Annotated in this window: 22 protein-coding genes; 5 read left to right on the plus strand and 17 right to left on the minus strand. The window is 74.8% G+C overall.

What is annotated here, in order from left to right; genetic code table 11:
* The first annotated feature begins 1 nt into the window (after position 1).
* The 5 genes from J2S46_RS03065 to kynU all read left to right on the plus strand — a co-directional run bounded on the left by J2S46_RS03065 (position 2) and on the right by kynU (position 5,012).
* Positions 2 to 1,114, plus strand: coding sequence for a 2Fe-2S iron-sulfur cluster-binding protein (locus J2S46_RS03065; RefSeq protein WP_191291374.1), 1,113 nt, complete (start codon positions 2 to 4; stop codon positions 1,112 to 1,114).
* A gap of 142 nt (positions 1,115 to 1,256) precedes the next feature.
* Complete coding sequence (locus J2S46_RS03070; RefSeq protein WP_191291373.1) at positions 1,257 to 2,024, plus strand: SDR family oxidoreductase; 768 nt, start codon at positions 1,257 to 1,259, stop codon at positions 2,022 to 2,024.
* A gap of 18 nt (positions 2,025 to 2,042) precedes the next feature.
* Positions 2,043 to 2,888, plus strand: a complete 846-nt coding sequence (locus J2S46_RS03075) for a tryptophan 2,3-dioxygenase (RefSeq protein WP_191291372.1) — start codon at positions 2,043 to 2,045, stop codon at positions 2,886 to 2,888.
* Positions 2,881 to 3,717 carry an alpha/beta hydrolase family protein gene (locus J2S46_RS03080; RefSeq protein ID WP_191291371.1) on the plus strand — a complete coding sequence of 279 codons (837 nt, stop codon included), beginning with the start codon at positions 2,881 to 2,883 and terminating at the stop codon, positions 3,715 to 3,717. The genes J2S46_RS03075 and J2S46_RS03080 overlap by 8 nt, the downstream gene beginning before the upstream one ends.
* A 62-nt stretch (positions 3,718 to 3,779) precedes the next feature.
* Positions 3,780 to 5,012: a kynureninase gene (gene kynU, locus J2S46_RS03085; RefSeq protein WP_191291485.1), complete on the plus strand. Its 1,233-nt coding sequence runs from the start codon at positions 3,780 to 3,782 to the stop codon at positions 5,010 to 5,012.
* 122 nt (positions 5,013 to 5,134) lie between these two features.
* Here the strand turns inward: kynU and lipP1 are convergent, their stop codons facing one another.
* From lipP1 to J2S46_RS03170, 17 genes are all read right to left on the minus strand, one after another.
* Positions 5,135 to 6,073 carry a LipP1 family hormone-sensitive lipase gene (gene lipP1 / locus J2S46_RS03090; protein ID WP_191291370.1) on the minus strand — a complete coding sequence of 313 codons (939 nt, stop codon included), beginning with the start codon at positions 6,071 to 6,073 and terminating at the stop codon, positions 5,135 to 5,137.
* A gap of 128 nt (positions 6,074 to 6,201) precedes the next feature.
* Positions 6,202 to 6,957, minus strand: a complete 756-nt coding sequence (locus J2S46_RS03095) for a 4'-phosphopantetheinyl transferase family protein (RefSeq protein ID WP_191291369.1) — start codon at positions 6,955 to 6,957, stop codon at positions 6,202 to 6,204.
* Entirely contained in the window at positions 6,954 to 8,303 is a 1,350-nt protein-coding gene (locus tag J2S46_RS03100) for an aminotransferase-like domain-containing protein (RefSeq protein WP_229912922.1), read from the minus strand. Before J2S46_RS03100 ends, J2S46_RS03095 begins: the two co-directional genes overlap by 4 nt.
* Before the next feature lie 14 nt (positions 8,304 to 8,317).
* On the minus strand, positions 8,318 to 9,514 hold the full coding sequence (locus tag J2S46_RS03105) for an alpha-hydroxy acid oxidase (protein ID WP_229912921.1): 1,197 nt from the start codon (positions 9,512 to 9,514) through the stop codon (positions 8,318 to 8,320).
* Positions 9,511 to 10,509, minus strand: a complete 999-nt coding sequence (locus tag J2S46_RS03110) for a 2-hydroxy-acid oxidase (protein WP_191291368.1) — start codon at positions 10,507 to 10,509, stop codon at positions 9,511 to 9,513. Before J2S46_RS03110 ends, J2S46_RS03105 begins: the two co-directional genes overlap by 4 nt.
* Entirely contained in the window at positions 10,506 to 10,802 is a 297-nt protein-coding gene (locus J2S46_RS03115; protein ID WP_191291367.1) for an acyl carrier protein, read from the minus strand. Before J2S46_RS03115 ends, J2S46_RS03110 begins: the two co-directional genes overlap by 4 nt.
* Before the next feature lie 41 nt (positions 10,803 to 10,843).
* On the minus strand, positions 10,844 to 11,773 hold the full coding sequence (locus J2S46_RS03120; RefSeq protein WP_191291366.1) for a 3-oxoacyl-[acyl-carrier-protein] synthase III C-terminal domain-containing protein: 930 nt from the start codon (positions 11,771 to 11,773) through the stop codon (positions 10,844 to 10,846).
* Entirely contained in the window at positions 11,770 to 13,209 is a 1,440-nt protein-coding gene (locus tag J2S46_RS03125) for a condensation domain-containing protein (RefSeq protein WP_191291365.1), read from the minus strand. Before J2S46_RS03125 ends, J2S46_RS03120 begins: the two co-directional genes overlap by 4 nt.
* Positions 13,209 to 14,837, minus strand: coding sequence for a class I adenylate-forming enzyme family protein (locus J2S46_RS03130; protein WP_191291364.1), 1,629 nt, complete (start codon positions 14,835 to 14,837; stop codon positions 13,209 to 13,211). Before J2S46_RS03130 ends, J2S46_RS03125 begins: the two co-directional genes overlap by 1 nt.
* Positions 14,838 to 14,937: 100 nt before the next feature.
* Positions 14,938 to 15,909 (minus strand): alpha-ketoacid dehydrogenase subunit beta, encoded by a 972-nt coding sequence (locus J2S46_RS03135; RefSeq protein WP_191291363.1) that lies wholly within the window; start codon positions 15,907 to 15,909, stop codon positions 14,938 to 14,940.
* Positions 15,909 to 16,913, minus strand: a complete 1,005-nt coding sequence (locus J2S46_RS03140; protein WP_191291362.1) for a thiamine pyrophosphate-dependent dehydrogenase E1 component subunit alpha — start codon at positions 16,911 to 16,913, stop codon at positions 15,909 to 15,911. The genes J2S46_RS03135 and J2S46_RS03140 overlap by 1 nt, the downstream gene beginning before the upstream one ends.
* Positions 16,906 to 17,841: a phytanoyl-CoA dioxygenase family protein gene (locus tag J2S46_RS03145; RefSeq protein ID WP_191291361.1), complete on the minus strand. Its 936-nt coding sequence runs from the start codon at positions 17,839 to 17,841 to the stop codon at positions 16,906 to 16,908. The genes J2S46_RS03140 and J2S46_RS03145 overlap by 8 nt, the downstream gene beginning before the upstream one ends.
* Positions 17,838 to 18,947 (minus strand): 4-hydroxyphenylpyruvate dioxygenase, encoded by a 1,110-nt coding sequence (hppD, locus tag J2S46_RS03150; RefSeq protein WP_191291360.1) that lies wholly within the window; start codon positions 18,945 to 18,947, stop codon positions 17,838 to 17,840. The genes J2S46_RS03145 and hppD overlap by 4 nt, the downstream gene beginning before the upstream one ends.
* A gap of 36 nt (positions 18,948 to 18,983) precedes the next feature.
* The gene (locus tag J2S46_RS03155; protein ID WP_229912920.1) at positions 18,984 to 20,270 is read right to left on the minus strand and encodes a beta-ketoacyl-[acyl-carrier-protein] synthase family protein; all 1,287 of its coding nucleotides are present in this window, start codon (positions 20,268 to 20,270) and stop codon (positions 18,984 to 18,986) included.
* Positions 20,267 to 20,944: a hypothetical protein gene (locus tag J2S46_RS03160; RefSeq protein WP_229912919.1), complete on the minus strand. Its 678-nt coding sequence runs from the start codon at positions 20,942 to 20,944 to the stop codon at positions 20,267 to 20,269. Before J2S46_RS03160 ends, J2S46_RS03155 begins: the two co-directional genes overlap by 4 nt.
* Positions 20,941 to 22,098 (minus strand): beta-ketoacyl synthase N-terminal-like domain-containing protein, encoded by a 1,158-nt coding sequence (locus J2S46_RS03165; protein WP_229912918.1) that lies wholly within the window; start codon positions 22,096 to 22,098, stop codon positions 20,941 to 20,943. The genes J2S46_RS03160 and J2S46_RS03165 overlap by 4 nt, the downstream gene beginning before the upstream one ends.
* Positions 22,099 to 22,315: 217 nt before the next feature.
* On the minus strand, positions 22,316 to 22,552 hold the full coding sequence (locus J2S46_RS03170; RefSeq protein ID WP_229912917.1) for an acyl carrier protein: 237 nt from the start codon (positions 22,550 to 22,552) through the stop codon (positions 22,316 to 22,318).
* Between the last annotated feature and the right edge of the window lies 1 nt (position 22,553).

Consider the following 22,553-nt stretch of genomic DNA (forward strand, 5'->3'; position numbering starts at 1 on the left):
CATGACGGCTACCACCGAAGCAGATCGTGACCGACACCCGGCCACGGCCCGGCGCGCCACGGGATGGTACCGGCTGCGGGTCACCCGGGTGGAGCGGCTGACCGAGGACGCCGTGGCGATCTCCCTGGACACGCCGGGGCCGCTGGCGCAGACCTTCGCCCACCGCGCCGGCCAGCACGTCACCGTCCGGCACGTCCTGGACGAGCGGGAGCTGCGCCGCAGCTACTCCGTCTGTCCGGCGCCGCGCGAGCCCGACCGGCTGCGGCTGGTGGTGAAGCGGTTGGGCCCCGGCGGTTTCGCGGAGTACGCGGTGACCCGGCTGACCGCCGGGCATGAGCTCGAACTCTCGCCGCCGGTCGGTGAGTTCCGCCTGGCAGAGCAGCCCGGTGCGCACCACGTCCTGTTCGCCGGCGGCAGCGGAGTCACTCCGCTGCTGAGCATGGCGGACACGGCGCTGCGCGAGGACCGGCGCTGCCGGGTCTCGCTGGTGCACGCCAATCGGGACTCGCGGTCCGCACTCCTGGCCGACGAGCTGGCCGACCTGAAGGACGCCCACCTCGACCGGTTCTTCGCCCTGCACGTGCTCTCCCGGGAGATTCGGGAGGCGGAGCTGCTCTCCGGCCGGGTGGACGCCGCGCGGCTGCCGAAACTACTGGCCCTGCTGGGCGCCGAACCGGACGAGCACCGGTGGTTCTACCTGTGCGGCCCCCGCGGGATGGTCGAGACGGTGCGCGACACCCTCGTCCGCCGGGGCGCGGACCCGGACCGGATCCGCTTCGAGCTCTTCTCGGTCGATGGTGGCCGGCCCGGACCGGTGGCCGGCGAGCACCCCACCGCCGCGCGGATCACCGCCCGGCTGGCAGGCCGGACCAGCGAGGCGGCCATGGCCCCCGGAGACCGTACGGTGCTGGACGCCGTGCTGCGGGCACGCCCCGAGACTCCGTACTCCTGTCGCGACGGCCTGTGCGGCGCCTGCCGGGCCAAGGTGGTCGGCGGACATGTGCTGATGGACCGCCAATACGCCCTGGGCGCAACGGAACTGACTGACCGATACATCCTGACCTGTCGGGCCCGGCCCGATTCGGACGAGATCGAAATCGACTTCGACGCCTGATCCGGACGATCCGGCCGGGTGCGGGGAACGGCGGCCCGTCCCGCCGCGATCGCGAGCGGGCCGGGCCCGAACATCCCGGCGCACAACACCCCTGAACCCAGACCCGGACCGCACAGCTGCGGGCGACGAAAGGACCACCTCCATGAGCGGGCTTTCCGGCAGGACGGCACTGGTGACCGGCGGCAGCCGGGGGATCGGCCGGAGCATCGCGCGCAGGCTGGCGCGGGACGGCGCCCTGGTCGCCGTCCACTACGGCGGCAACGAGGCCGCCGCCAAGGAGACCGTGGCGGTGATCGAGTCGGAGGGCGGCCAGGCCTTCGCCCTCCGGGCCGAACTGGGTGTCCCCGGGGACGCCGCCGCACTCTGGGCCGCGTTCGACGAGGGCCTCGACCGACGGGGCGCCGAGCCGGGTCTGGACATCCTGGTCAACAACGCCGGCATCACCCTGCCCCGGCAGATCGCCGACGTGACCGAGGCGGACTACGACCGGGTCTTCGCGGTCAACGTCCGGGCGCCGTTCTTCCTCATCCAGCAGGGCCTCGGGCGACTGCGGGACGGCGGGCGGATCATCAACATCTCGTCCGGCGCCACCCGGATCGCCTTCCCGCGCACGGTCGCCTACTCGATGACCAAGGGCGCGCTCGACACCCTCACCCTCACGCTGGCCCTGGCCCTGGGCCGGCGCGGGATCACCGTGAACACGGTGGCTCCCGGCATCGTCGACACCGAGATCAACCCGCACCTCAAGGATCCGCGCGTCCGGGCCGAGCTGGCGTCCTTCTCGGTCTTCGACCGGATCGGCCAGCCGTCGGACATCGCCGACGTGGTGGCCTTCGTCGCCGGCGACGACGCCCGATGGATCACCGGCCAGTACCTGGACGCGACCGGCGGCGCCCACCTCGGCGTCTGACCCCTCCCGAGGAGAACCATGAACCAGACCGTTCCCGTTGCGCTCGACACCACGGACGACGACCCCACCACCGAGTTCGACGGCACCACCCCCTACGAGGACTACGTCCACGCCGCCGTGCTGACCTCGCTCCAACAGCCCCTCTCCACCGACCCGGCCGAGATGGCCTTCCTGGTCACCACCCAGGTGATGGAACTCTGGTTCACCCTGATCGTGCACGAGTGGGGCACCGCCCGCGACGCCCTGCTCAAGGACGACTACGACCGCGCGATGGACGCACTGCGACGCAGTCTCGACGCCCACCAGGCCCTCAACGACTCCTGGCAGCCGATCTCGGCGCTGACCCCGGCCCGGTTCAACAGCTTCCGCGCGGCGCTCGGCCCCGCGTCCGGCTTCCAGTCCGCGATGTACCGCCAGCTGGAGTTCCTGCTCGGCGACAAGTCCCGCTCGATGGTGCAACCGCACCGCGCCCAGCCGCGGGTGCACGCGGAGTTGGAGGAACTGCTGACCCGGACCTCGCTCTACGACGAGGTGCTCGGCTACCTGCACCGCCAAGGCCTTCCCGTCCCCGAACACGTCCTGCAGCGGGACGTGACCCAGGCCTACGAACCGGACGCCGAGGTGGAGGAGGCCTGGCGCCTGATCTACGCCGGCTCTCCCTACGGCCCGCTGGTCGCCCTCGGCGAGGCCCTCACCGACGTGGCCGAACTCGTCCTGCGCTGGCGCAGCGACCACCTGCTGGCCACCCGCCGGGCGATGGGCGCCAAGAGCGGTAGCGGCGGCTCCCCGGGCGTGGCCTGGCTCGAGAAGCGCGCCGCGCGTTCGGTGTTCCCCGAGATCTGGACGGCGCGCAGCCATGTCTGACACCCCTCGGACGATCTCCGACTTCGCGGCCGCGGAGGAACTGCGGGTCCTGAGCCTGAAGCCGGTGGCCGCGCCGGTGCACGGCCGGTACGGCCCCCACCCCAACCAGGTGTACGACCTCTGGCCCGCCGACGACCCGGACGCGCCGCTGGTCGTCCTGCTGCACGGCGGGTACTGGCGGTACGACCGTATGCACCTCACGCCGTTCGCCGCCCACCTCGCGCGGCAGGGCTTCACCGTCGCGCTGCCCGGGTTCCGCCGGATGGGCGGGGCCGGTGGATACCCCGCGACCTTCGACGACATCGCCCTCGCCCTCGCCACCGTCCCGCAGGGCCGGCCCTACACCCTGGCCGGCCACTGCTCGGGCGGCCACCTCGCCCTCTGGGCCGGCGCGCGCGGGCTGCTGCCCGCCGACTCGCCCTGGCACACCACGGAGCTGCCGGACGCGGTCCTCGCGCTCGCCCCGGTGGCCGACCTGACCGGCGCGATCCGGGCCGGCCTCAGCAACGACGCGGCCCTCGAACTGCTCGGCGGCCCCGGCCTGGTGGAGGAACGGCTGCCCCTGGCGGACCCGCTGACGCTGCTGCGCGCCGCGGGCACCACGGGCGTCCCGACCGTCGTGCTGCACGGGGACGCGGACGAGGAACTGCCGCACGCGCAGTTCACCGACTACACGGCCGTGCACCTGGACGCCGAACTGGTCACCCTGCCGGGAACGGGCCACTATGTCCTGATCGAGCCGGGCTCGGCGGCCTCCCGCTCGGTGGTCGACACCCTCGGCCGGCTGTCCCGCCCGCCGGCCGCCCCCACCGGGAGGAGCACGCAGTGACCGCCGAGCCCGCAGTGACCGCCGAGCCCGCAGCTACCACCACCACCCGTCCCGCCGACGGCCTGGCGGATCGCGCCGGGCAGCTCGACGACGCCGACCAGCTGGCCGGGCTGCGCGGGCGCTTCCTGCTCCCGGAGGGCATCGTCTACCTGGACGGCAACTCCCTCGGGGCCCTCCCGGCCGCGGTGCCGCCCGCCGTGGCGGACGCCGTCCAGCGGCAGTGGGGCACCGACCTGATCCGCTCCTGGAACGACAATGCCTGGTGGCAGGCACCACTGCGGGTGGGGGACGCGATCGGCCGGCTGATCGGGGCGGCCCCCGGGCAGACGGTGGCGGGGGATTCCACCAGCGTCCAGCTGTTCAACGCGCTCACCGCCGCCGCCCGGATGCGGCCCGGCCGGCCACTGCTGCTGACCGATCCGGCGCACTTTCCCACCGACCAGTACGTGGCCGACTCCGTGGCCCGGATGACCGGCCTGGAGGTGCACCGGATCCCCGTGGCCGACCTGCCGCGTTTCCTGGCCGCCCGGGGCGACCAGGTGGCGGTCGCCGGCTACTCCCCCGTGGACTACCGCACCGGCGAGCTGTACGACATGGCCGCGACCACCGACGCCGTGCGGCGCAGCGGGGCGCTGATGCTCTGGGACCTCTGCCACGCCGCCGGCGCGCTGCCCGTCCGGCTGGACGAGCTGGAGGCCGACCTGGCCGTCGGCTGCGGCTACAAGTACCTCTCGGGCGGCCCCGGGGCGCCGGCCTACCTGTACGTCGCCCGACGCCACCACGCCGCGTTCGACCACCCGCTGACCGGCTGGAACGGGCATGCCGAGCCCTTCGCCGCGAGCGCCGGCTACATGCCCGCCGAAGGCATCGGCCGGGCCCGGATCGGCACCCCGCCGATGCTCTCGATGCTCGCCCTGGAGGCCGCCCTCACCGCCTTCGACGGCGTGGATCTGGAGCAGGTGCGCGCCAAGAGCCTTTCCCTCACGGGGTTCCTGCTCGACTGCGCCGACCGTGAGCTGGACGGCCTCGGGTTCACCGCTGCCACCCCGCGCGAGCCGGCCAGGCGCGGCAGTCAGGTGGCCCTGCGGCATCCGGACGCCTATGCGCTGGTGCAGGCCCTGGCCGCACGCGGCGTGATCGGGGACATGCGCGCACCGAACCTGCTGAGGTTCGGGCTCAACGCGCTCTACACCACCCACCGGGATGTTCTGACGGCGGTACGGCAGCTCCGCGCGGTGGTGCTCGGCGAGGAGCACCGGAAGGGGCGCTTCCAGCGCCGTGGGGAGGTCACCTGAGCGGGGTGCCCGCCGGGCCCGGGTCGAGCCGAAGGGCGCCGATTCGGTGCTGCCCGGCCGACAGGCCGTCCGAACACGCGCGACACCGGCCGCGGCCGCAGCCAGGACCCGCCAGGGGCTCGTCAGGACGGCGCGAAGCGGTCCCGCAGGAAGCGGGCCGCCTGGTGGCCGGCGGCGCGGGCGGCGTCGAGGGTGCCGGTCATGGTGAAGAAGCCGTGGGCCATGCCGGGGTAGCGGGTGAGTTCCACCGGCACCCCGGCGGCGGCGAGCCGTGCCGCGTAGGCCTCGCCCTGGTCGCGCAGCGGGTCGTACTCGGCGGTGACGACCAGGGCCGGGGGCAGGCCGCTGAGGTCGGCGGCCCGGAGCGGTGAGGCCAGCGGGTGCTCGGCGTCCCCCGGGGTGGTCAGGTATTGCCGCCGGTACCAGGCCACCGAGTGGTGGTTGAACTGCCACGGGTCGGTGTTGTCGCGCATCGACGCGTCGTCGGCCAGTTGGTCGGTGTTGGGGTAGACCAGCAGCTGGCCGGCCAGGGCGAGGTCACCGTCGGCCCGGGCGAGCAGGGTCACCGCGGCCGCGAGGTTGCCGCCCGCGCTGTCGCCGCCGACCGCGATCCGGGCCGGGTCGACGCCCAGCTCCTCGGCGTGGCCGGCGACCCAGCGGAGGGCCGCGTGGCAGTCGTGCACCGCCGCCGGGAACGGGTGCTCGGGCGCCAGCCGGTAGCCGACGGTGACCACGAGGCAGCCGGCCTCGGCGGCCAGGTCGCGGCAGAGACCGTCGGCGGTCTCGATGCTGCCGAGGGTCCAGCCTCCGCCGAAGTAGTAGAGCAGCGCGGGCAGCGGCCGGCCGGCGCTCGGCCGGTGGACGCGGACGGTCAGCTCTCCGCCGGGCCCGGGTATCCGGAGGTCCGTCACCTCGTACAGGGCGCGGGGGCTGCCGGCGGCGGCCCGGACCGAGGCCAGGTCGGCTGCTCTGGCCTCCTCCACCGACAGGCTGTAGAGGGGGGCCGCGCCGTTGCGGGCGCGCTGGTCGCGCAGGGTCTGGAGCTGTGGGTGCAGGGGCATGGCGGTGCTCCGATCGACGGGTCGTCAGGGGAAGGGTCGGGCCGTCAGGTCATCGGCCGGACGGGCGGACAGGCGGACAGGCGGACAGCAGGCGGGGGCGGAGCTGCCGCGCGGCGGCGGGGCGGCCGTCAGGTGGTGGGCAGGTCCGGCACCCCGGACTCCGGGACGGTGGGTGCCCGGGAGGCCGGTCCTGGCCAGGCCCACCGGCCCATGCTCACCCGGAAGTCCCCGGTGCCGGAGAGGGCGACGGCCGCCCGGTACCCGTCCGGCGCGGGCACGTCGGCGACGCGGTAGTCGTGCGCCCAGGCGTCGGCGGGGTGCCCGCCGGTCACGGTGCCGCTGTCGAGCAGCGGGATCCGCAACCCCTGGGTCAGCCGGCCGCCGTACGCCTTGACCAGGGCCTCCTTGCGGGCCCACAGCGTGGCGAAGCGCTCGGCCCGGGCGGCCGGGTCCGCCCCGGCCCGCACGAAGCGGGCCTCCTCGGGCAGGAAGTAGCGTTCCGGCATTCCGGTGGCGTCCAGCCTTGGCAGCACCCGTTGGACGTCCACCCCGACCCGTCGCGACGCCGAGAGCGCGACCATGGCCACGGCGCCCGAATGGGAGAGGTTGACCTCGGCGCCGGTGCACCGCCCGGCCAGTTCCGGCTTGCCGTGCCGGCCCCGGCGCCAGCGGATCTCCTGCGGCGCGACCCCGAGCCGGCCGGCCACGAGGTGGCGGACGGCGCCGTGCGCGAGGACGAAGCGGCGGCGGGCGTCGGCCGACAGGTAGGCCGCCGCGCGCGACCGCTCCTCCGGGTCGAGCACCGCCAGCAGCTCCGCGGGAGCCGGTCCGGGCTCCTGGTCGGGCACCAGCCACAGCTGGACCGTGTCGGGTTCGCCCGTCATCCGGGAACCCTGGTGACGGCGGGGGCCGCGGCCGCCCTGCCCGGCCCCGTCGGGCCCGGTGGGTCCGCCCGCTCCCGGACCAGCCGCGCGAGCCGGCGCACCCCCTCCTCGATCCGCTCCGGTTCCAGGGCGCTGCAGGACAGCCGGAGGGCGCGCCGGCCCCCGTCGCCGGCGTGGAAGAAGCTCATCGGGGTCCAGAGCACCCCGTAGTCCCGGCCGGAGACCTCCAGCAGGCTCTCGTCGGCGGTCATCGGCACCTCGACCACCGCGAAGAAGCCGCCGGCCGGCGCGTTCCAGCGGACTCTCGGTTCGTCGGCGAAGGCGTGCTCCAGCGCCGCCAGCAGGGTCCGCAGGTTGCGGCGGTAGAACGCGGTCTTCTCCTTGACCGCCGTCCTGAGGCTGCACCCGGACTCGATCAGGAAGCCGCCGACCAGGGCCTGCGCGACCGGTGAGGTGTTCACCGTGAGCAGGCTCTTCACCGTGGACAGCTCCTCCGCGAGCAGCGTGCACCGGCCCTGAGCGTCGGTCACCGTCTGGTCGGCGACCAGGAACCCGATCCGGGCGCCCGGGAAGAAGGACTTGGCGAAGGAGCCGATGTGGACCACCCGCTGCTCGGTGTCCAGCGCCTTGAGGGTGGGCCGGAGTTCGTCGTCGAGCCCGAACAGCCCGTACGGGTCGTCCTCCAGGAGCAGCAGGTCCGCCTCGGCCGCGACCTCCAGCAGCCGCCGCCGGGCCGGCACCGGCATCGAAACGCCGGACGGGTTGGCGAAGTTCGGCACCAGGTAGAGGGCGCGCGGGCGGCGGCCGCCGGCCCGGACGGCCCGCGCGACGGCGAGCACCGTCTCCGGGTCGAGGCCGTCCGCCGTCTCGGGCACCGGCACGACCTCGATGCCCAGCAGCCTCGCCGCCCCGGTGAACCCGACGTAGCAGGGTTCGACGGCGAGCACCACGTCGTCGGGCGCCGCGCAGAGCCCGCGCAGCGCGACGACCATGGCCTCCTGCGCGCCGGTGGTGACCATCACGGCCTGCGCGGGCACCTCGATCCCCTCGTCGAGGAGGAGCGTCCGGGCGATCAGCGGGCCGAGGTGCCCGTTGGTCCGTCCGTACTGGAGCAGTTGGCGCTGTCGCTGGTCCGCGTCGAGGCCGAGCCCCTCCAGGTGGGCGAGGTAGGTCCGCAGGTAGCGGTCGAGGTCCTCGGTGCTGTGGAAGCCCTCGTGGGGGCGGCCGGCCGCCAGCGGGACGGCGTCGGGGAAGCGCGCCGACACCTCGTTCAGGAAGTTCATCGACGCGGACGCCGGATCGGACACCGACGCGTGCAGGTCCTCGCGTGCCAGTACTGCCGCCATCGTCCGACCGCCCCTCATAGTCCTGTGCCCGGTGCCGTGCCTGCCGCCGTGCCGCGGGCGACCGCGGACCGGTCGACGGTCGGCAGGGCCGGTCGTCCGGTGAGTGCCATGGTGTGGGCGAGTTCCTCGGTGGCGAGGCCGAGCACCCCGGCCACCCCGGCGGCGCCGTCCGCGGCCAGTCCCCAGAGGACCGGGCGGCCGAGCAGGACGGCCCGCGCTCCCAGTGCCAGTGCCGCGAAGGCGTCGGTGCCGCTGCGGACCCCGCCGTCGAACAGCACCGGACAGCCGGCGGCCCCGACCGCGTCCACCACCTCCGCCAGGGCGTCCAGACTCGCCGGCGCGCCGTCGAGCTGCCTGCCGCCGTGGTTGGAGACCACGATCGCGTCGGCCCCGTGCTCCACGGCGAGCACGGCGTCCTCGGCGGTGAGGACGCCCTTCAGGACCAGCGGCAGTTCGCTGCGCCCGCGCAGCCAGGCCAGGTCGGCCCAGGTCACCGACGGGTCGACGGCCTCCGCCGTGTGCACCGCCAGGGCGGAGCGGCCGGCGTCCGAGCGGTGTGCGGAGGCCATCAGGGCCGCGTCGAGGTTGACCGCGGAGATGCCGGACGGGATGGCGAAGCCGTTGCGCGCGTCCCGGTGGCGCCGCCCCAGTCGCGGCGCGTCCAGGGTGAGGACGAGGGCGCGGTAGCCGGCCGCGGCGGCCCGCTCCACCAGGCCGGCCAGGACCTCGCGGCGGCGCAGCCAGTAGAGCTGGAGCCACAGCGGCCCGGTGGCCTCGGCGGCGATCTCCTCCAGGGTGCGGCTGGCGAAGACGCTGACCACGTAGAGCGCCCCGGCCGCGCCGGCGCCGAGGGCGGTGGCGACCTCGCCGTCGGGGTGCAGCAGCCGGTGGTAGGCGGTGGGCGCGACGCCCACCGGGGTGGCCAGCCGGGCACCGAGGAGTTCCGTCCCGGTGTCGCAGGCGGCGACGTCGACCAGCACCCGCGGTCGCAGCGTCACCCGGGTGAAGGCGTGCCGGTTGGCCCGGAGGGTGCGCTCGCCCCCGGCTCCGCCTTCGACGAAGTCCCAGACCCGGGCGTCGAGTCGGCGCCGGGCCCGGTGCCGGTAGTCCTCGATGCGGAGCGCGGGCGGCGGGTCCGCAGGTGGGGGGCCGAGGGGGACGGTGTCCGGCGGCCGGACGCCCGGGCCCGGGGTGTCGACGGACGCGCTCACCCGGGCACCCCGCCGTCGCCGTCGCCACCGTCGTGGCCGTTCAGGGCGACCGTCGCCAGGGAGAGGTGGTGCGGTCCGGCGTCGTAGTCGGCCAGCAGCACCCTGCGCGGTCCGGTGGACGGCTCGGCGAGTTCGCCGGCCAGGTCCCACCACACGCCGGTGGCGGGCTGCCCGGCGTCCGCGAACCGCAGACCCGCCGGCCACCGGTGGGCGGCGGCGGCCGCCGCCGTGGCGCCGAGGATCGCGGTCACCGTCCCCCGCGCGGGACCGTCGCCGGACCCGCCGGGCCCGCCGAGTTCGGCGAGTTCGGCGGCCAGTGCGAGGGCGGGGCTGTCCGCGGCCAGGACGTGCGTGGCGACCCGGGAGACCGCGGCCACCCGCTCCCCCGGCGACGGTTCGCCGAACAGCAGGGCCACGCCGCGGCTGCCGGCCGGGACGACGACGGGGACCCCTGGGTCGTACGGCAGCGAGTCCTGCTCGACCACCAGCAGCAGCGCCCGCCGCAGGCCGCCCGAGCGCGCGTAGGCGTCGACCAGCCGCAGTGCGGTGAAGGCGCTCGCGGCGCCCTGGTCACTGACCGCGAAGGCCATCGGGGTGCCGGGGCAGACGTGGCTCAGACGGGTGGTCGTGGCGCGCCCCGGGGTGATGTCGGGGACGGCGTGGGCCAGCACCAGCAGGTCGACCGCCTCGCCCTCGGGCACCACGGCCCGGATCAGCGCCTCGGCCATCTCCCCGTAGGAGCGGCCCACCGGGCGCGCGGCCTCGTCCAGCGCCCCCGCGTCGAGCCCGAGTCCGTACGGGTGCAGCAGATCGGTCAGGTAGCGCCGCAGGCGCGCGGTGTGGACGGGGTCGGCGGCCGGCTCCCCCGGGCCGGGGAAGGCCAGCCGGACGGCGCGGCGGATCCCCCAGGTCGGTGCCGGCCCGTCGGCGTCGGTCCCGTCCGGAGGGCTCGCGGTGTCCGCCGCTCGGGCCGGGAGGAAGGTGCGCACGGTCACGCTTCCGGGATCAGGTTCTGGGCGACGTAGTCGGCCAGGGAGCCGACCGTGCCGAAGTCGTGGCGGCCCAGCTCCTCCACGCTGATCTCCACGTCCAGGCGGTCCTCCAGCTCCAGGATGAGTTCGAGGCCGCTGGTGGAGCTCATGCCGAGGGCCTCCATCAGCGTGGTCGCGGCGGTGGCCCCGGTCACCTCGCGCTTGAGCACCTGCGGGAGCAGGGCGCAGATGTCGTCGACCATTCGCTCGCGCAGGGCGGGGTCGATGGATGGGAGTGCGGTGTCCCGCTCCGTCATCGTTGATCCTTCGGTGGTGGGTCGGTCGGCGGGGTGGCGGGTCAGTGCTGGAGGACCATGGCCGAGAAGGTGGCGCCGCGTCCGGCGCCCGCGGCGGCCATCACATAGGGCTCGCCCCGGCGGAGCAGCCCCCGCTCCCGCGCGGTGCGGTGGTTGACGAGGTTGTCCGCGCAGAAGACGTGCCCGGCGGTCGCCACGTTGTCGAGCACGACCCGCTCGCGGGGGTAGCCGAGGGTGCGGCAGACCTGGTGCCAGGCGACGTTGTTGACGTTGTGCGGCAGGATCACCCCGATCGCGTCCATGGTCAGCCCGGCCCGTCCGACGGCCGCGAGGATCGCCTCCGCCAGCGCGTCGGAGTAGATCCGCTGGAACTCCAGGGCCTGCTCCTCCGCGTCGCTGTCGAACTCGCCCCGGAGGTCGGTGGCGTAGGACAGCACCCGGTCGCGGTCCCCGGAGGGGGCGACCAGGCAGGCCGAGGCGCCCTCGCCGAAGAACGAGGTGTCCGGGACCATCCCGGCCTCGGGGGTGAACGCCTTCTCCCCCGCCAGGACGAGGGCGAGGCCGTCCGGGTCGTCGTCGGCCGCGAGCAGCCGGCCCGCCACGTCGATGGCCAGCAGGCCCGAGGCGCAGGCGTGGTGGCCGACCGCGAAGAGCGTCGCCCGGTCGAGACCGAGCTCCCGGCACAGCTCCTGGACGGGGTTGTGCGGGTACGGCACCACGGTCGGGAAGGTGCGGGCGTGCAGCACGTAGCGGACGTGCTGCTCCCGGCCGCGCAGGGCGTCCAGGCCGGCGACCGCGCCGCGCAGCAGGTCCAGCAGGCTGCCGCCCGGATCGCGGGCGACCTCGCCGAGCTTGTGGTAGCGGCGGAAGATCTTGACCTGCATCGAGGTCAGGCCGAACTCCCCGGCCAGCTCCTCGATCGGCACCCGGCCGGGCGGCAGGTGGTCGGCCACCGCCAGCAGGGCGGTCACCGGATCCGCTCCGCGTCCTGAACCTGCTCCTGCTCCTGGCCAGTCGGCGCGGCGCCGACCAGCGGCCCGGTGCGCGTGCCCGGGTCGAGGGCCGCCTCGACCGCGAGCGCCTCCACGCCGAGGGCGAGCGCCTCGGCGTCGTCGGAGGAGAAGTAGTGCGTGTTCGTCTGGATCTCCATCAACAGCGCGTCGGGGAGGTCGTCGAAGGCCACGTAGAACGCGTCGACCTGCTCGTCGCCTTCGTGAATCCACCGGAACCCGCTGCCCTCCCGCGACTTCCGCAACTGTCGGGCCAGCTCCTCGGGGTCCGACGCGATGCCCTCCTCCCGCGGCCGGTTGGCCGTGCGGTCGTTGAGGAAGACCTGCACGTCGACGCTCTCGCCCCGCTCCGCGGAGACCCTGGCGATCAGTTCGTTCAGCTTCTCCGGGTGGAAGTAGGCGTGCTTGTAGGTGGCCAGCGCGCCGCGTCGGGTCAGCTCGACCACCTCGTCGACGGTGCCGTCCCCGATGTCCAGCACCGCGATGCCGGCCTGGGCGACCATGCACACCACGTCACTCAGGTCGGACCGGAAGCGGTTGTTGACGACGGGCCGGACCACCACCGGGCCGGTGACGTTGATCCGCCGCAGCGCGATCGCGTACAGGGCCTGCAGGACGACCTGGGTGTCGGTACCGGTCCGCTCGACGATCAGCGGCACCGCCAGCCGCAGGGCCCGGGACTCGAACAGGCCGACCCGGTGCCGGGGGACGCCCTGCTCCACCGACGGCGGGAACCGGCGGGCCGGGATCGTCCTGAGGGCCCGCTCCCAGTGGCGCATGGCCTTGTCGTTCTGCCGTTGCCCGGCCGGTGAGCGCTGCCAGCCGGCCTGCTCCAGCGGCTGCAGGCCGGTGACCGGCGCGGTCGACCGCTCCTGCACCTCGCGGAGCATGATCGCCCCGCCGACGGCATCGGTGACCAGGTGGCTCATGATGCTGACCAGTTGGACGGCCAGGCCGTCCCGCACCACCACGGCCATCCGCACCGGCCATTCCGTGGCGTACGCGAAGTCGACGGACCGGTAACGCTGTTCGACCGCGCTCGCCACCTCGTCGGGGTCGGTGTCCCCGGCGTCGTAGACCTCCAGCGTCGTGCTGCCGGAGCCGAACAGCTCCTGGGTGGGCCAGCCCTTCGCGTCGAACCTGAGCAGGGTCCGCATCGAGGGGAACCGGCTCATCAGGTAGCGCAGTTCCTCGGCCACGTCGGCGACGGATGTCCCGGCGGGCAGGGCCGTCCGGCCGCCGATGGGCAGCGAACTGCGCTGGTCCACCATCGCGTGCCAGATCTCCCACATCCCCCAGGACATCTCGTCGACGCCCGAGCCGTCCCCGCTGAAGTGCACGGCGACCCGCTCGGCGGGCTCCGGGGCGGGTGTCGGCCGCTCCTTGTGGCCGCTCATCAACGGGCCGCCGTCTCTGCCAGGTGCCGCTGCCGCATCAGGAACTTGCGTACCTTTCCGGTCGGGCCGATGATCAGTTCGTCCTCGGAGACGGCCACCACCCTGCGCAGGGTCGCCGCCGCGGCCTCGGTCAGCGCGGCGCGGACCGCCGGGGTGCGGTCGGCGTCCGGGTCGGCGTCGGCGTGCAGGGCGAGCAGGACGTCGGTGACCACCCGGCCGTCGACCTTCAGCGACACCACCGTGCAGTCGTGCACGTCGGGGCAGTTGGCGAGGACGCGCTCCTCGCTCATCGCCGTGTAGAGCCATTCGCCACCGCCCAGGTCGACGGCGTCGACCGCCCGGTCGACGTGGAAGTAGTAGCCCTCCTCGTCCCGGTACATCAGGTCGCCGGTGAGGTAGTAGCCGTTGAGGCGGTTGCGGTAGGTGGCGTTCGAGTCGTTCCAGTAGCCGGGGGCCAGCGTCGGCGCCTTCAGGCCGAAGTGGCCGACCTCGCCGGGCTCGACCTCCCGGCCGGTGCCGACGTCCAGCAGCGCCACCTCGGCGAAGCCGTGCGGCACGCCGACGCAGCGCCCGTAGCGCTCGGTGCCGGCGCTGTGGGTGATGTGGAACGCGGAGTGGCCCATCTCGGTGGAGCCCAGGCCGTCGACGAAGCTCGACCCGGGGACCCTCCGCACCCCCTCGCGGGTGACGGTCTCCCGGGAGCCGGCCGCGACCAGGTGGCGGATGTGCGGCTCGTGCGCGCAGTCGCCGGTGTTGAACCAGAGCGACACCGAGTCCAGGTCGCGCTTGCCCAGGTCCTCGCGGGCGAGCTGGGCCCAGGTGGCGGCGAAGCCGAGGACCCCGGTCGGCCGCCAGCGCTCGATGGCGTCGACCACCGCCGCGCCGTCGCTCTGGGTGGACAGGAACAGCAGCTCGCTGCGGTTGCACAGGGCCAGGTTGAGCGCCGAGATGCCGGCGGCGTGCGCGGCGGGCAGCGCGCTGAGGATCCGGGCGGTGCCCCTGGCCCGCGGGGCGGCCAGCCGGAACAGCCGGGTGGCGGCGAACAGGCTGGCGTTGGAGTGCACCACCGCAGTGGGCATCCGGGTGGTGCCGGAGGAGTGGGTGATGGCGATCGGGTCGTCGTCGTGGTGCCGGTACGGCGCGGGGGCCGCCGCCGGGTCCCCGGTGCCGACCTCGGCGGCGTCGCCGTGGACGCGCACCCCCAGTTCCTCGCCGGCCAGCCGGTCCCGGTGCTCCCGGTCGGTGAGCAGGCCGACGCCGCGCAGCCGGCGGATGTACTCGGCGGCGATGTCACCCGGGATGTGCTGGTTCATCAGCGCGGGGATCGCGCCCAGCCAGGTCAGCGCCAGGAAGTTCAGCAGGCAGTCCGCCGAGCTGGAGACGTGGATCGCGACCGGGTCGCGCGGGCCGACGCCCTGCGCGTGCCACCAGGCCGCCCGGGCCGCCACCCGCTCGCGGAGCAGGCCCAGGGTCAGCTCCTGGCCGGCCGGGTGCCCGTCGACCGGGACGTCGAAGGCGACGCCCGGCCCGTCCGGGTCGGCCCCGTGCTCGAACAGCTTGTGCAGCACGTTGCCCGCGCCCAGTCCGGGGTCGGCGGCCAGCCGCGCTCTGATGTTGGTGCCCGTCACTCTGCGCTCCTTGAAGGGTGTCCGTGCGGGTGTGCGTGCGGGTGTCCGCACGGCTGGCCGTGCGGGTGAGGCCCGGCGGCCCGCGGGGGCGGGTGCCCGTTCATCCGGCCCCGACCGCCTTCTCGACGGCGGCCCTGAGCTGCGCCCTGGTGGGCTGGCAGGCCAGGTCGAGCTCCCGGGCGAAGGGCAGGACGGCGCCGTCCGGCCGGGTGACCCGCCGGGGCGGTGCGATCAGCCGCATCTCCTCGGCCGCGGTGGCGATGATCTCCCCGCCGATGCCGCAGGTCCGGTTGGAGTCGTCGACGACGACCAGCCGCCCGGTGCGCTCCAGCGAGGCGGCCAGCCCGGACCAGTCGAAGGGGAACAGCGTGCGCGGGTCGAAGACCTCGACCGAGACCGTGCCGGCCAGCTCCTCGGCCACCGCCAGGGCGTCGTGGACCAGGTGGCCGACCGCCACCACCGTGACGTCGGTGCCGCTGCGGTGGATCCGGCCGACCCCGAGCGGGACGGGAACCAGGGCGGCGGGGTCCAGGTCCTCGCGCACCCCGAGGGCACCGGAGGGGGCGAAGACCACGACCGGGTCGTCGTCCCTGATCGCCGTCGCCAGCAGCCCGTAGGCGTCGGCCGGCGTGGCCGGCACCACCGTCTTCACCCCGACGTGCGCGAACAGGCTGTAGGGGTGGTCGGAGTGCTGCCCCGCCCAGCTCTCCCGGGAGCCGGAGCCCGGCAGCAGGTAGGTCACCGGCACCCGGGTCTGGCCGCCGGTCATCAGCGAGAACTTGTGCGCCTGGTTGGCGATCTGCTCGAAGACCAGGAACAGCAGCGCCGGGATCTGGAACTCGATCAGCGGCCGCAGCCCGGCCAGCGCCGCGCCGGTGGCGAAGCCGGTGAAGGCCTGCTCGGAGATGGGCGTGTCCAGCACCCGGTCCGGGCCGAAGCGCTTCAGCAGCCCGGCGGTGGCGTGGGTGACGGCCACCCCGACGTCCTCGCCGAACACGCAGACGGCCTCGTCGCGGTCCATCTCGTCGCCGATCGCGCGGTTCAGCGCCTTGAGGTAGGAGAGCTTCGGCATCAGCGGACCCCCGCCCTGGCGCGCATGCCGGTGGCGTACAGGTGGTCCAGCGCGGTGGCCGGGTCGGGATGCGGGCCCTCGCAGGCGAACCGCACCGCCCGGTCGAGCAGCTCCGCGACCTGCGCGTCGATCGCGGCGCGGGTGGCGGCGGGGATGCGGGCGCCCTGGATCTCCAGCGGGTCCCGGGCCCGGCCGGCCGCGACCTCCTCGTCCGTCCGGTAACGGGGGCGCGCGGTGTGCTCCCAGGTGTGGTGGGCGTCGAAGCGGTAGGCGGTGCACTCCAGCAGGGTCGGGCCCCCGCCGGCCCTGGCCCGGGCGACCGCCTCGGCGGTGGCGTCGCGGACCGCCTCCGGGTCCGTCCCGTCCACGGTGCGGGCCGGGATGCCGAAGGCGGCGGCCCGCCCGAGGATGCTGCCGGCCACCGTGTCGGCCGTCCGCATCGAGGTCGCGAAGCCGTTGTTCTCGCAGACCAGGACGAGCGGTACCCGCCACAGCGCGGCCAGGTTGAAGGCCTCCAGCACCACGCCCTGGCTGACCGCGCCGTCCCCGAAGTAGCTGAGCGCGACCCGGTCCGAGCCCGCCCGCCGGAAGGCCCAGGCGGCGCCGGCCGCGATCGGCACGGCGGCGCCGACGATGGCGTTCGCCCCGAGCACGCCCACGCCGAAGTCGGCGGCGTGCATCGAACCGCCGCGGCCGCGGTTGAGCCCGGTGGTCCGGCCGGCCAGCTCGGCCATCGTCCGGGCCGGGTCGGCGCCCTTGGCCAGGACGTGGCCGTGGCCCCGGTGGGTGCTGGTGATCACGTCGTCGGGGCGCAGCGCGGCGCAGGTGCCGGCGGCGATCGCCTCCTGGCCGGTGTACGGGTGGATGCCGCCGGGCACCACCTTGGCCCTGACCAGCTCGACGGCCCGTTGCTCGAAGCCACGGACCAGGGCGACCGTCCGGTACAGGGCTGCGGCCGGGTCCGTCGCCGGGTCGGCCGTCGGGCCCGTCGTCGGGTCAGCCATGGCCGGCCGCTCCGTCGGCGCGCCAGAGCACCGGGCAGTACGCCGGGTCCGCGTAGTCGGGGCGGCCGTCGGGCAGTCGCCGGACCAGTACGTCGTGGTTGTAGGCGGCGGTGGCGCCGTCGCTGAGCGCGAAGTCGCGGTACTCGTTCGCGCCGTCCTGGAGGTGGAAGGAGATCGCGCGGCGCGGCCGGTCGCTGCGGTTGGGACCGCTGCCGTGGTACGTCCGGCAGTGGTGGAAGCTCATGTGGCCCTGGGGGATGACCATCGGCACCTTGCGGATGGCGGCGCCGTTGAAGGCGGCGTTCTCGGCGAGCACCCGCTCAAGGTCGGCCTTGTCGCGGTCGGCGAAGTGCTTGGTCATCGAGTCCTGGCGGCCGGTCTCCCGCCACAGGTGGCTGCCGTCCACCACGGTGAGGGTGCCCATCTCCTCGTCGCAGTCGTGGAACGGGACGAACGCGGTCAGCATCCGCTCCGAGGTCGAGGTGGACCAGTAGTGCTTGTCGAAGTGCCAGGGCACGATGTTGCTGGGCTCGCCGGAGACCGCGGGCTTGAGGATCAGAGTGGACTGGAACACCCGGATCTCGTCGGTACCGGCCAGCAGCGCGGCCACCGCCCCGATCAGCGGCTTGCACAGCACCCGGGCGATCGGGTCGCTCTCGTGGTGGACGTAGTCGTTGTGGCGCTGGACCGGCCCGTCCGAGGGCTGCCAGGCCGCCAGCCGGGGCGGGCGGACCGGCAGGGTGCGGCTCCGCTCGCCGGCGTAGTAGTCCTCGCTCGCGGCGGCCAGCCGGTCCACCTCCTCGTCGGTGAACAGCTTCTTCGACAGGTACCAGCCGTGCTCGGCGTAGAAGGCGACGTCCTCGGCGTCCGGCAGCAGGGCCAGTTCCTCGTCGGTGAGGTCGAAGCGCAGGGTCGGGGCGGCGGTCATCGGTGGCCCGCCTCGGTGGTCGGGGGGATCTGGTCGGACTGCCGCACGGTGGCGAGCTCCCTTTCCTTGGCCTCGTAGAGGGCGGGTATGTTGCTGGTGCCGAAGGTGCGGGCGCCGTGACGCTCGATCAGCTCCCAGAAGAAGGTCCGGCGGACGTGCATCGAGGTGGCGAAGATCTGGTACATCTGGCCCCAGTGGTCCCGGTCGACCAGGATTCCGCGGCCGCGCAGCCGGTCCACCGGGAGGTCGACCGGCCCCAGCCGGCCGTGCAGCGAGTCGTAGTAGCTGTCCGGGGTGGACGCGAAGCCGACGCCGTTCTCCGCCATCGTGTCGACGGTGGCGACGATGTCGCGGCTGCTCAGGGCCAGGTGCTGCACGCCGGGGCCGCCGTGCCAGGCGAGGAAGTTGTCGATCTGGCCGGGGGTGCGGCCGAGGTCCGGCTGGATCAGCGTGAGCGTGACGCCGCCGCCGGGGCTCTGCACCACCTGGGAGAACATGCCCTGCTCCCCGACCTCGATGTACTCCTCGAAGATCACGTCGAAGCCGAAGGCCTTGCGGTAGAAGTCCGTGGTGCCGCTGAGCTGCCCGTCCGGCACGCAGACCGCCGCGTGGTCGATGCTCCGCAGCAGGTCGGGCGAGGCCGGCGGCGCCGCGTCCAGCATCTCGATCAGACCCGGCAGGAACTCCCTTTCCGAGCCGTGCCGTTCGACCAGCCGGTGCACCACGTCGCCGAAGCCGGAGACGGTGGCGGTGACGACCGAGGTGTCCTCGCGGGTGTGGGTCCGGGGGGCTTCGAGCGCGCTCGCGCCGCCGGCCACCGCCGTGCCGTACGCGGCGGCGGCGTCCCGGGCGGCGAAGGCGAGCACGGCCACGCCGTCGCCGTGCCGGGCGACGTACTGCGACGCAGGGTGGTCCGCCGCCAGCCCTGAGGTCAGCAGCACCCGGCAGTCGCCCTGGCCCAGCAGCAGGCTGCGCTGCCCGGCCAGGCCGGTCTCGGGGCCGCCCTGCCCGAGCAGGCGGAAGCCGAACCCGGAGGACAGCACGAACGCCGCCTGGCGCGCGTCGCCCACGTAGAACTCGACATGATCGACGCCGAGGAAGTCCATTGCGGTAGCCGTTCCTTCTCTGTTCGCTCGGTGCCGTCAGACGGCTCTGGCGAGCCGGGTGCTCGGCAGGCCGTAGACGAGGCTGATGTTGTGGCCGCCGAACCCGAAGGAGTTCGACATGACGTGGCTGATCCCCGGCGCGGCGCGCGGGCCCTTGCGCACGTGGTCCAGCTCGCAGGCCGGGTCGGGGTCGTCCAGGTTGTGGGTGGGCGGCAGCAGTCCGCGCCGCAGCGCCAGTACGGAGACGGCCGACTCGACCACCCCGGAGGCGCCGAGCAGGTGTCCCGTGACCGCCTTGGTCGAGCTGACCGGCGGGGCCTGCTCGCCGAAGACCTCGCGGATCGCGAGCGCCTCGGCCTGGTCGCCCAGCCGGGTGCTGGTGCCGTGGGCGTTGACGTAGCCGATGTCGTTGGGCCCGACGCCCGCGCTGCGCAGCGCCTGCCGCATGCAGGCGGCGGCGCCCGCGCCGTCGGGGCGCGGGGTGGTCGGGTGGTGGGCGTCGTTGGTCGCGCCCCAGCCGAGCACGTCGGCGTACCCGGCCGCGCCACGGGCGTCCGCGTGCTCGGCGCGCTCCAGCACCAGCACCCCGGCGCCCTCGCCCAGCACCAGGCCGTTCCTTCGGCGGTCGAAGGGCCGGCTGGCGCCGGTCGGGTCCTCGCCCCAACCGCGTGCCAGGGCACGGGCGTTGCCGAAGGTGTCGACCAGGGTGGGGAACAGCGGTGCCTCGCTGCAGCCGACCACCACCACGTCGGCCTCGTCGGCGCGCAGCAGCCGCAGCCCCTCCCCGACGGACTGCGCACCGGCCGCGCAGGCCGTGCTGATGGACGAGCTGTAGCCCCGGATGCCGTGCCGGATCGCGACCCGGGCCGCGCTCATGTTGGGCAGCATGGCGGGCAGCAGGTAGGGGCTGACGCCCAGCCGGCCGCGCTGGGTCCGCAGGACGACCTGGGCCTCCAGGGTGGCCAGCCCGCCGTTGCCGGAGAGGATCACCCCGATCCGGTACGGGTCCACGTCGCGGCCCACCTCGATGCCGGCGTCTGCCAGCGCGTCCGCCGCGGCCCTCATCGCCATCACGATGTAGCGGTCGACGAGCCGGGTCTCGGGCGCGGGCAGCACGGAGGTGGGGTCGATCGGCGCGGCGAAGCCGGCCGTCTCCAGCGATCCCGCCAGCGGCCCGTCCGGGTCCGGCCGGACCAGCCCGGACCTGCCCTCGCACATCGCCGCCATCACCTCGTCGGCGCTGGACCCCACCGGAGTGACCAGGCCCATCCCGCTGACGACGACGTCGGCTCGCCCGGTGTTCGTGTGGCGCGAGTCGCTCACGGCTGTTCTCCCTCGTGGAGTTGCGGTTCCGGTGCCGGCGGCGGCCCGGGGCCGAGCAGGACGGCGGCCGCGCGGTCGGGGCCGTCGGGGGTGTGCGCCTGGTCGACGCGGATCAGCAGGGCCTGCTCGGCGTCCCCGTCGGCGAGCAGCAGGGCGGTGACGGCCGTCGCGGTGGTGGTGTCGGCGACGCACACCACCGGCCCGGTCAGCTGCCACCGCGCGGCCACGTGGCCGGCCACCGCGTTGGGGACGGCCTGGAAGAACAGCAGTGGTCCGATCCGGGCGCCGCCGTCGACGGCCTCGGCGACGTGCGCGGCGCCGGCCAGGTCGCCCAGCGGGCTGACCACCACCACGGCGGTCACCGGCCCGCCGGCGCCGTCCGGCGGCCCTGGAACCGGCGTCCTGCCGGGGCGTCGCAGCAGGCAGCGGCGGGCCGTCTCGGCGGCGAGCGGGCTGAACGAGGAGACCACGAAGCCGGCGATCGCCGGTGCGACCTGGTCCTCGGCGGACTCCGGCCACTGCGCGGAGGACAGCACCCGCAGACCGGCCACCGAGGCGGCCAGGGTCAGGGCGGCGGCCGAGGCGGCGGGGGGCAGGGCGGCGGGAGCAGAAGGTACGGGCCCGGCCTCGGAGTCGGCATCGGAGCGCGGGGGTGCCGCGCCGGTCAGGTTCACGGTGCGCCCACCAGGAGCGCGGTGTTGGCGCCGCCGAAGGCCGTGGTGAGGCTCAGCGCGTGGTCGGCCGCGGTGGGCACGGCCCGGTCGAGGACGAGATTGAGCGGGCAGGTCTCGTCGGGGCCCAGGAAGCCGGCGTTCACCGGCAGCCGCCCGGCGCGTAACGCCGCCATGGTGACGACGAGTTCGAGCAGCGCGCCGGCCTCCAGCGCCTGGCCGTGCACCGACTTGGTGGAGCTGACCGGCACGGTCGAGGCGCTGTCGCCGAGCGCCAGTTGCAGGGCGGCGGCCTCGGCGGTGTCGCTGACCGGGGTGCCCGAGCCGTGGGCGTTCACGTACCCGATCCGCTCCGGGCGGACCCGGCCGCGGTGCAGGGCGTCGCTGATCGCCCGGGCCAGCCCGGTGCCGTCCGGCCGTGGTCTGCACACGTGGTAGGCGTCGCCCGCGCGGCCCCAGCCGGCCAGGACGGCCAGCGGCCGGGCCCGGCGTGCCCGGGCCGCCGAGGCGGCCTCGACCACCACGGCGACCACGCCGTCGCCGAGCAGCAGCCCCGTGCGGCCGGCGCTGAACGGGCGTACCTGCCCGTCCCGGGCGAGTGCCCGGCCCGCGTCGAAGACGGCGAACTGGTCGGCCTCGACCAGGTATCCGGCCGCCACCACGATCCGGTCCGCCTGCCCGTGGGCGACGGCCGCGGCGGCGTCGGCGACGGCGGTGCTCGACGCCACGCAGGCGGAGGTGTAGGCACGGGAGGCGCCGGACAGTCCGGCACGCCGGGCCACCGCGTCCGCGAACACGTCGGCGCCGTGCGCCGGGCGCCGCGCCGGGGTGGCCCGGGCCAGCGCCGGATCGCCGTGCACGGCGAGGTGCAGCGGGATGCCGTCCCGCTGCGCCGTGGACAGCCCGGCCTCGTCGCAGGCCTCACCGACGGCCCGGTCCAACTCGTCTGCCAGGACCGGGGATCCGGGGTACGTCGCGGCTCCGCCGACCTGACGGCCGGACACGTCGAAGCGCTGCACCGGCGCGAAGGCCGGTGCGCCGTCGAGCGCGGCGGACAGCAGCGGCTGGACGCCGTGGCCGAGGGCGCTGAGCACGGCGGCCCCGGTGACGACCACGGAGCGGGGGCCGCGGCGGGCCACCGGCAGGTTCTCAGTCACCCTTGCTCCCCTCGTTCTCGTTGATGGCGACGCCGGGTCGGAAGGCCGGCTGACGGTCGTGTCCGCCTGGACGGACGGGCGGCGCGGGCCGGCGCGGGCCGGGCCCGGTCGGATGTGCCCGGAACAGCGCCGGGTCGGGTACGCCCGGACAGCCCCGGACCGGATGCCCCGGGCCGGATGCCTCCGGCCGGGGCGGGTCGGGCCGATTCGGGCCGGTTCAGGCCGGGTCGGGCCGTAGCTCGCCGAGGCCGGCGAGCAGCTCGACCACGTCGGACACCGTGCTCAACCGGGCCAGGGTGTCGTCGTCGAGGCGACGGTCGTAGCGCTGCTCGATCTGGTGCGCCAGCCAGGCCAGTTCCATCGAGTCGATGCCCTCGGGCACCTCCTCCGGTGTGCGGTCGCCGAAGCCGGCGAGCATCGCGACGACCTCGTCCCGCCCGGGTGCGGCCGGCACG

It is taken from the genome of Kitasatospora herbaricolor (assembly GCF_030813695.1).
Taxonomy (GTDB): domain Bacteria; phylum Actinomycetota; class Actinomycetes; order Streptomycetales; family Streptomycetaceae; genus Kitasatospora; species Kitasatospora herbaricolor.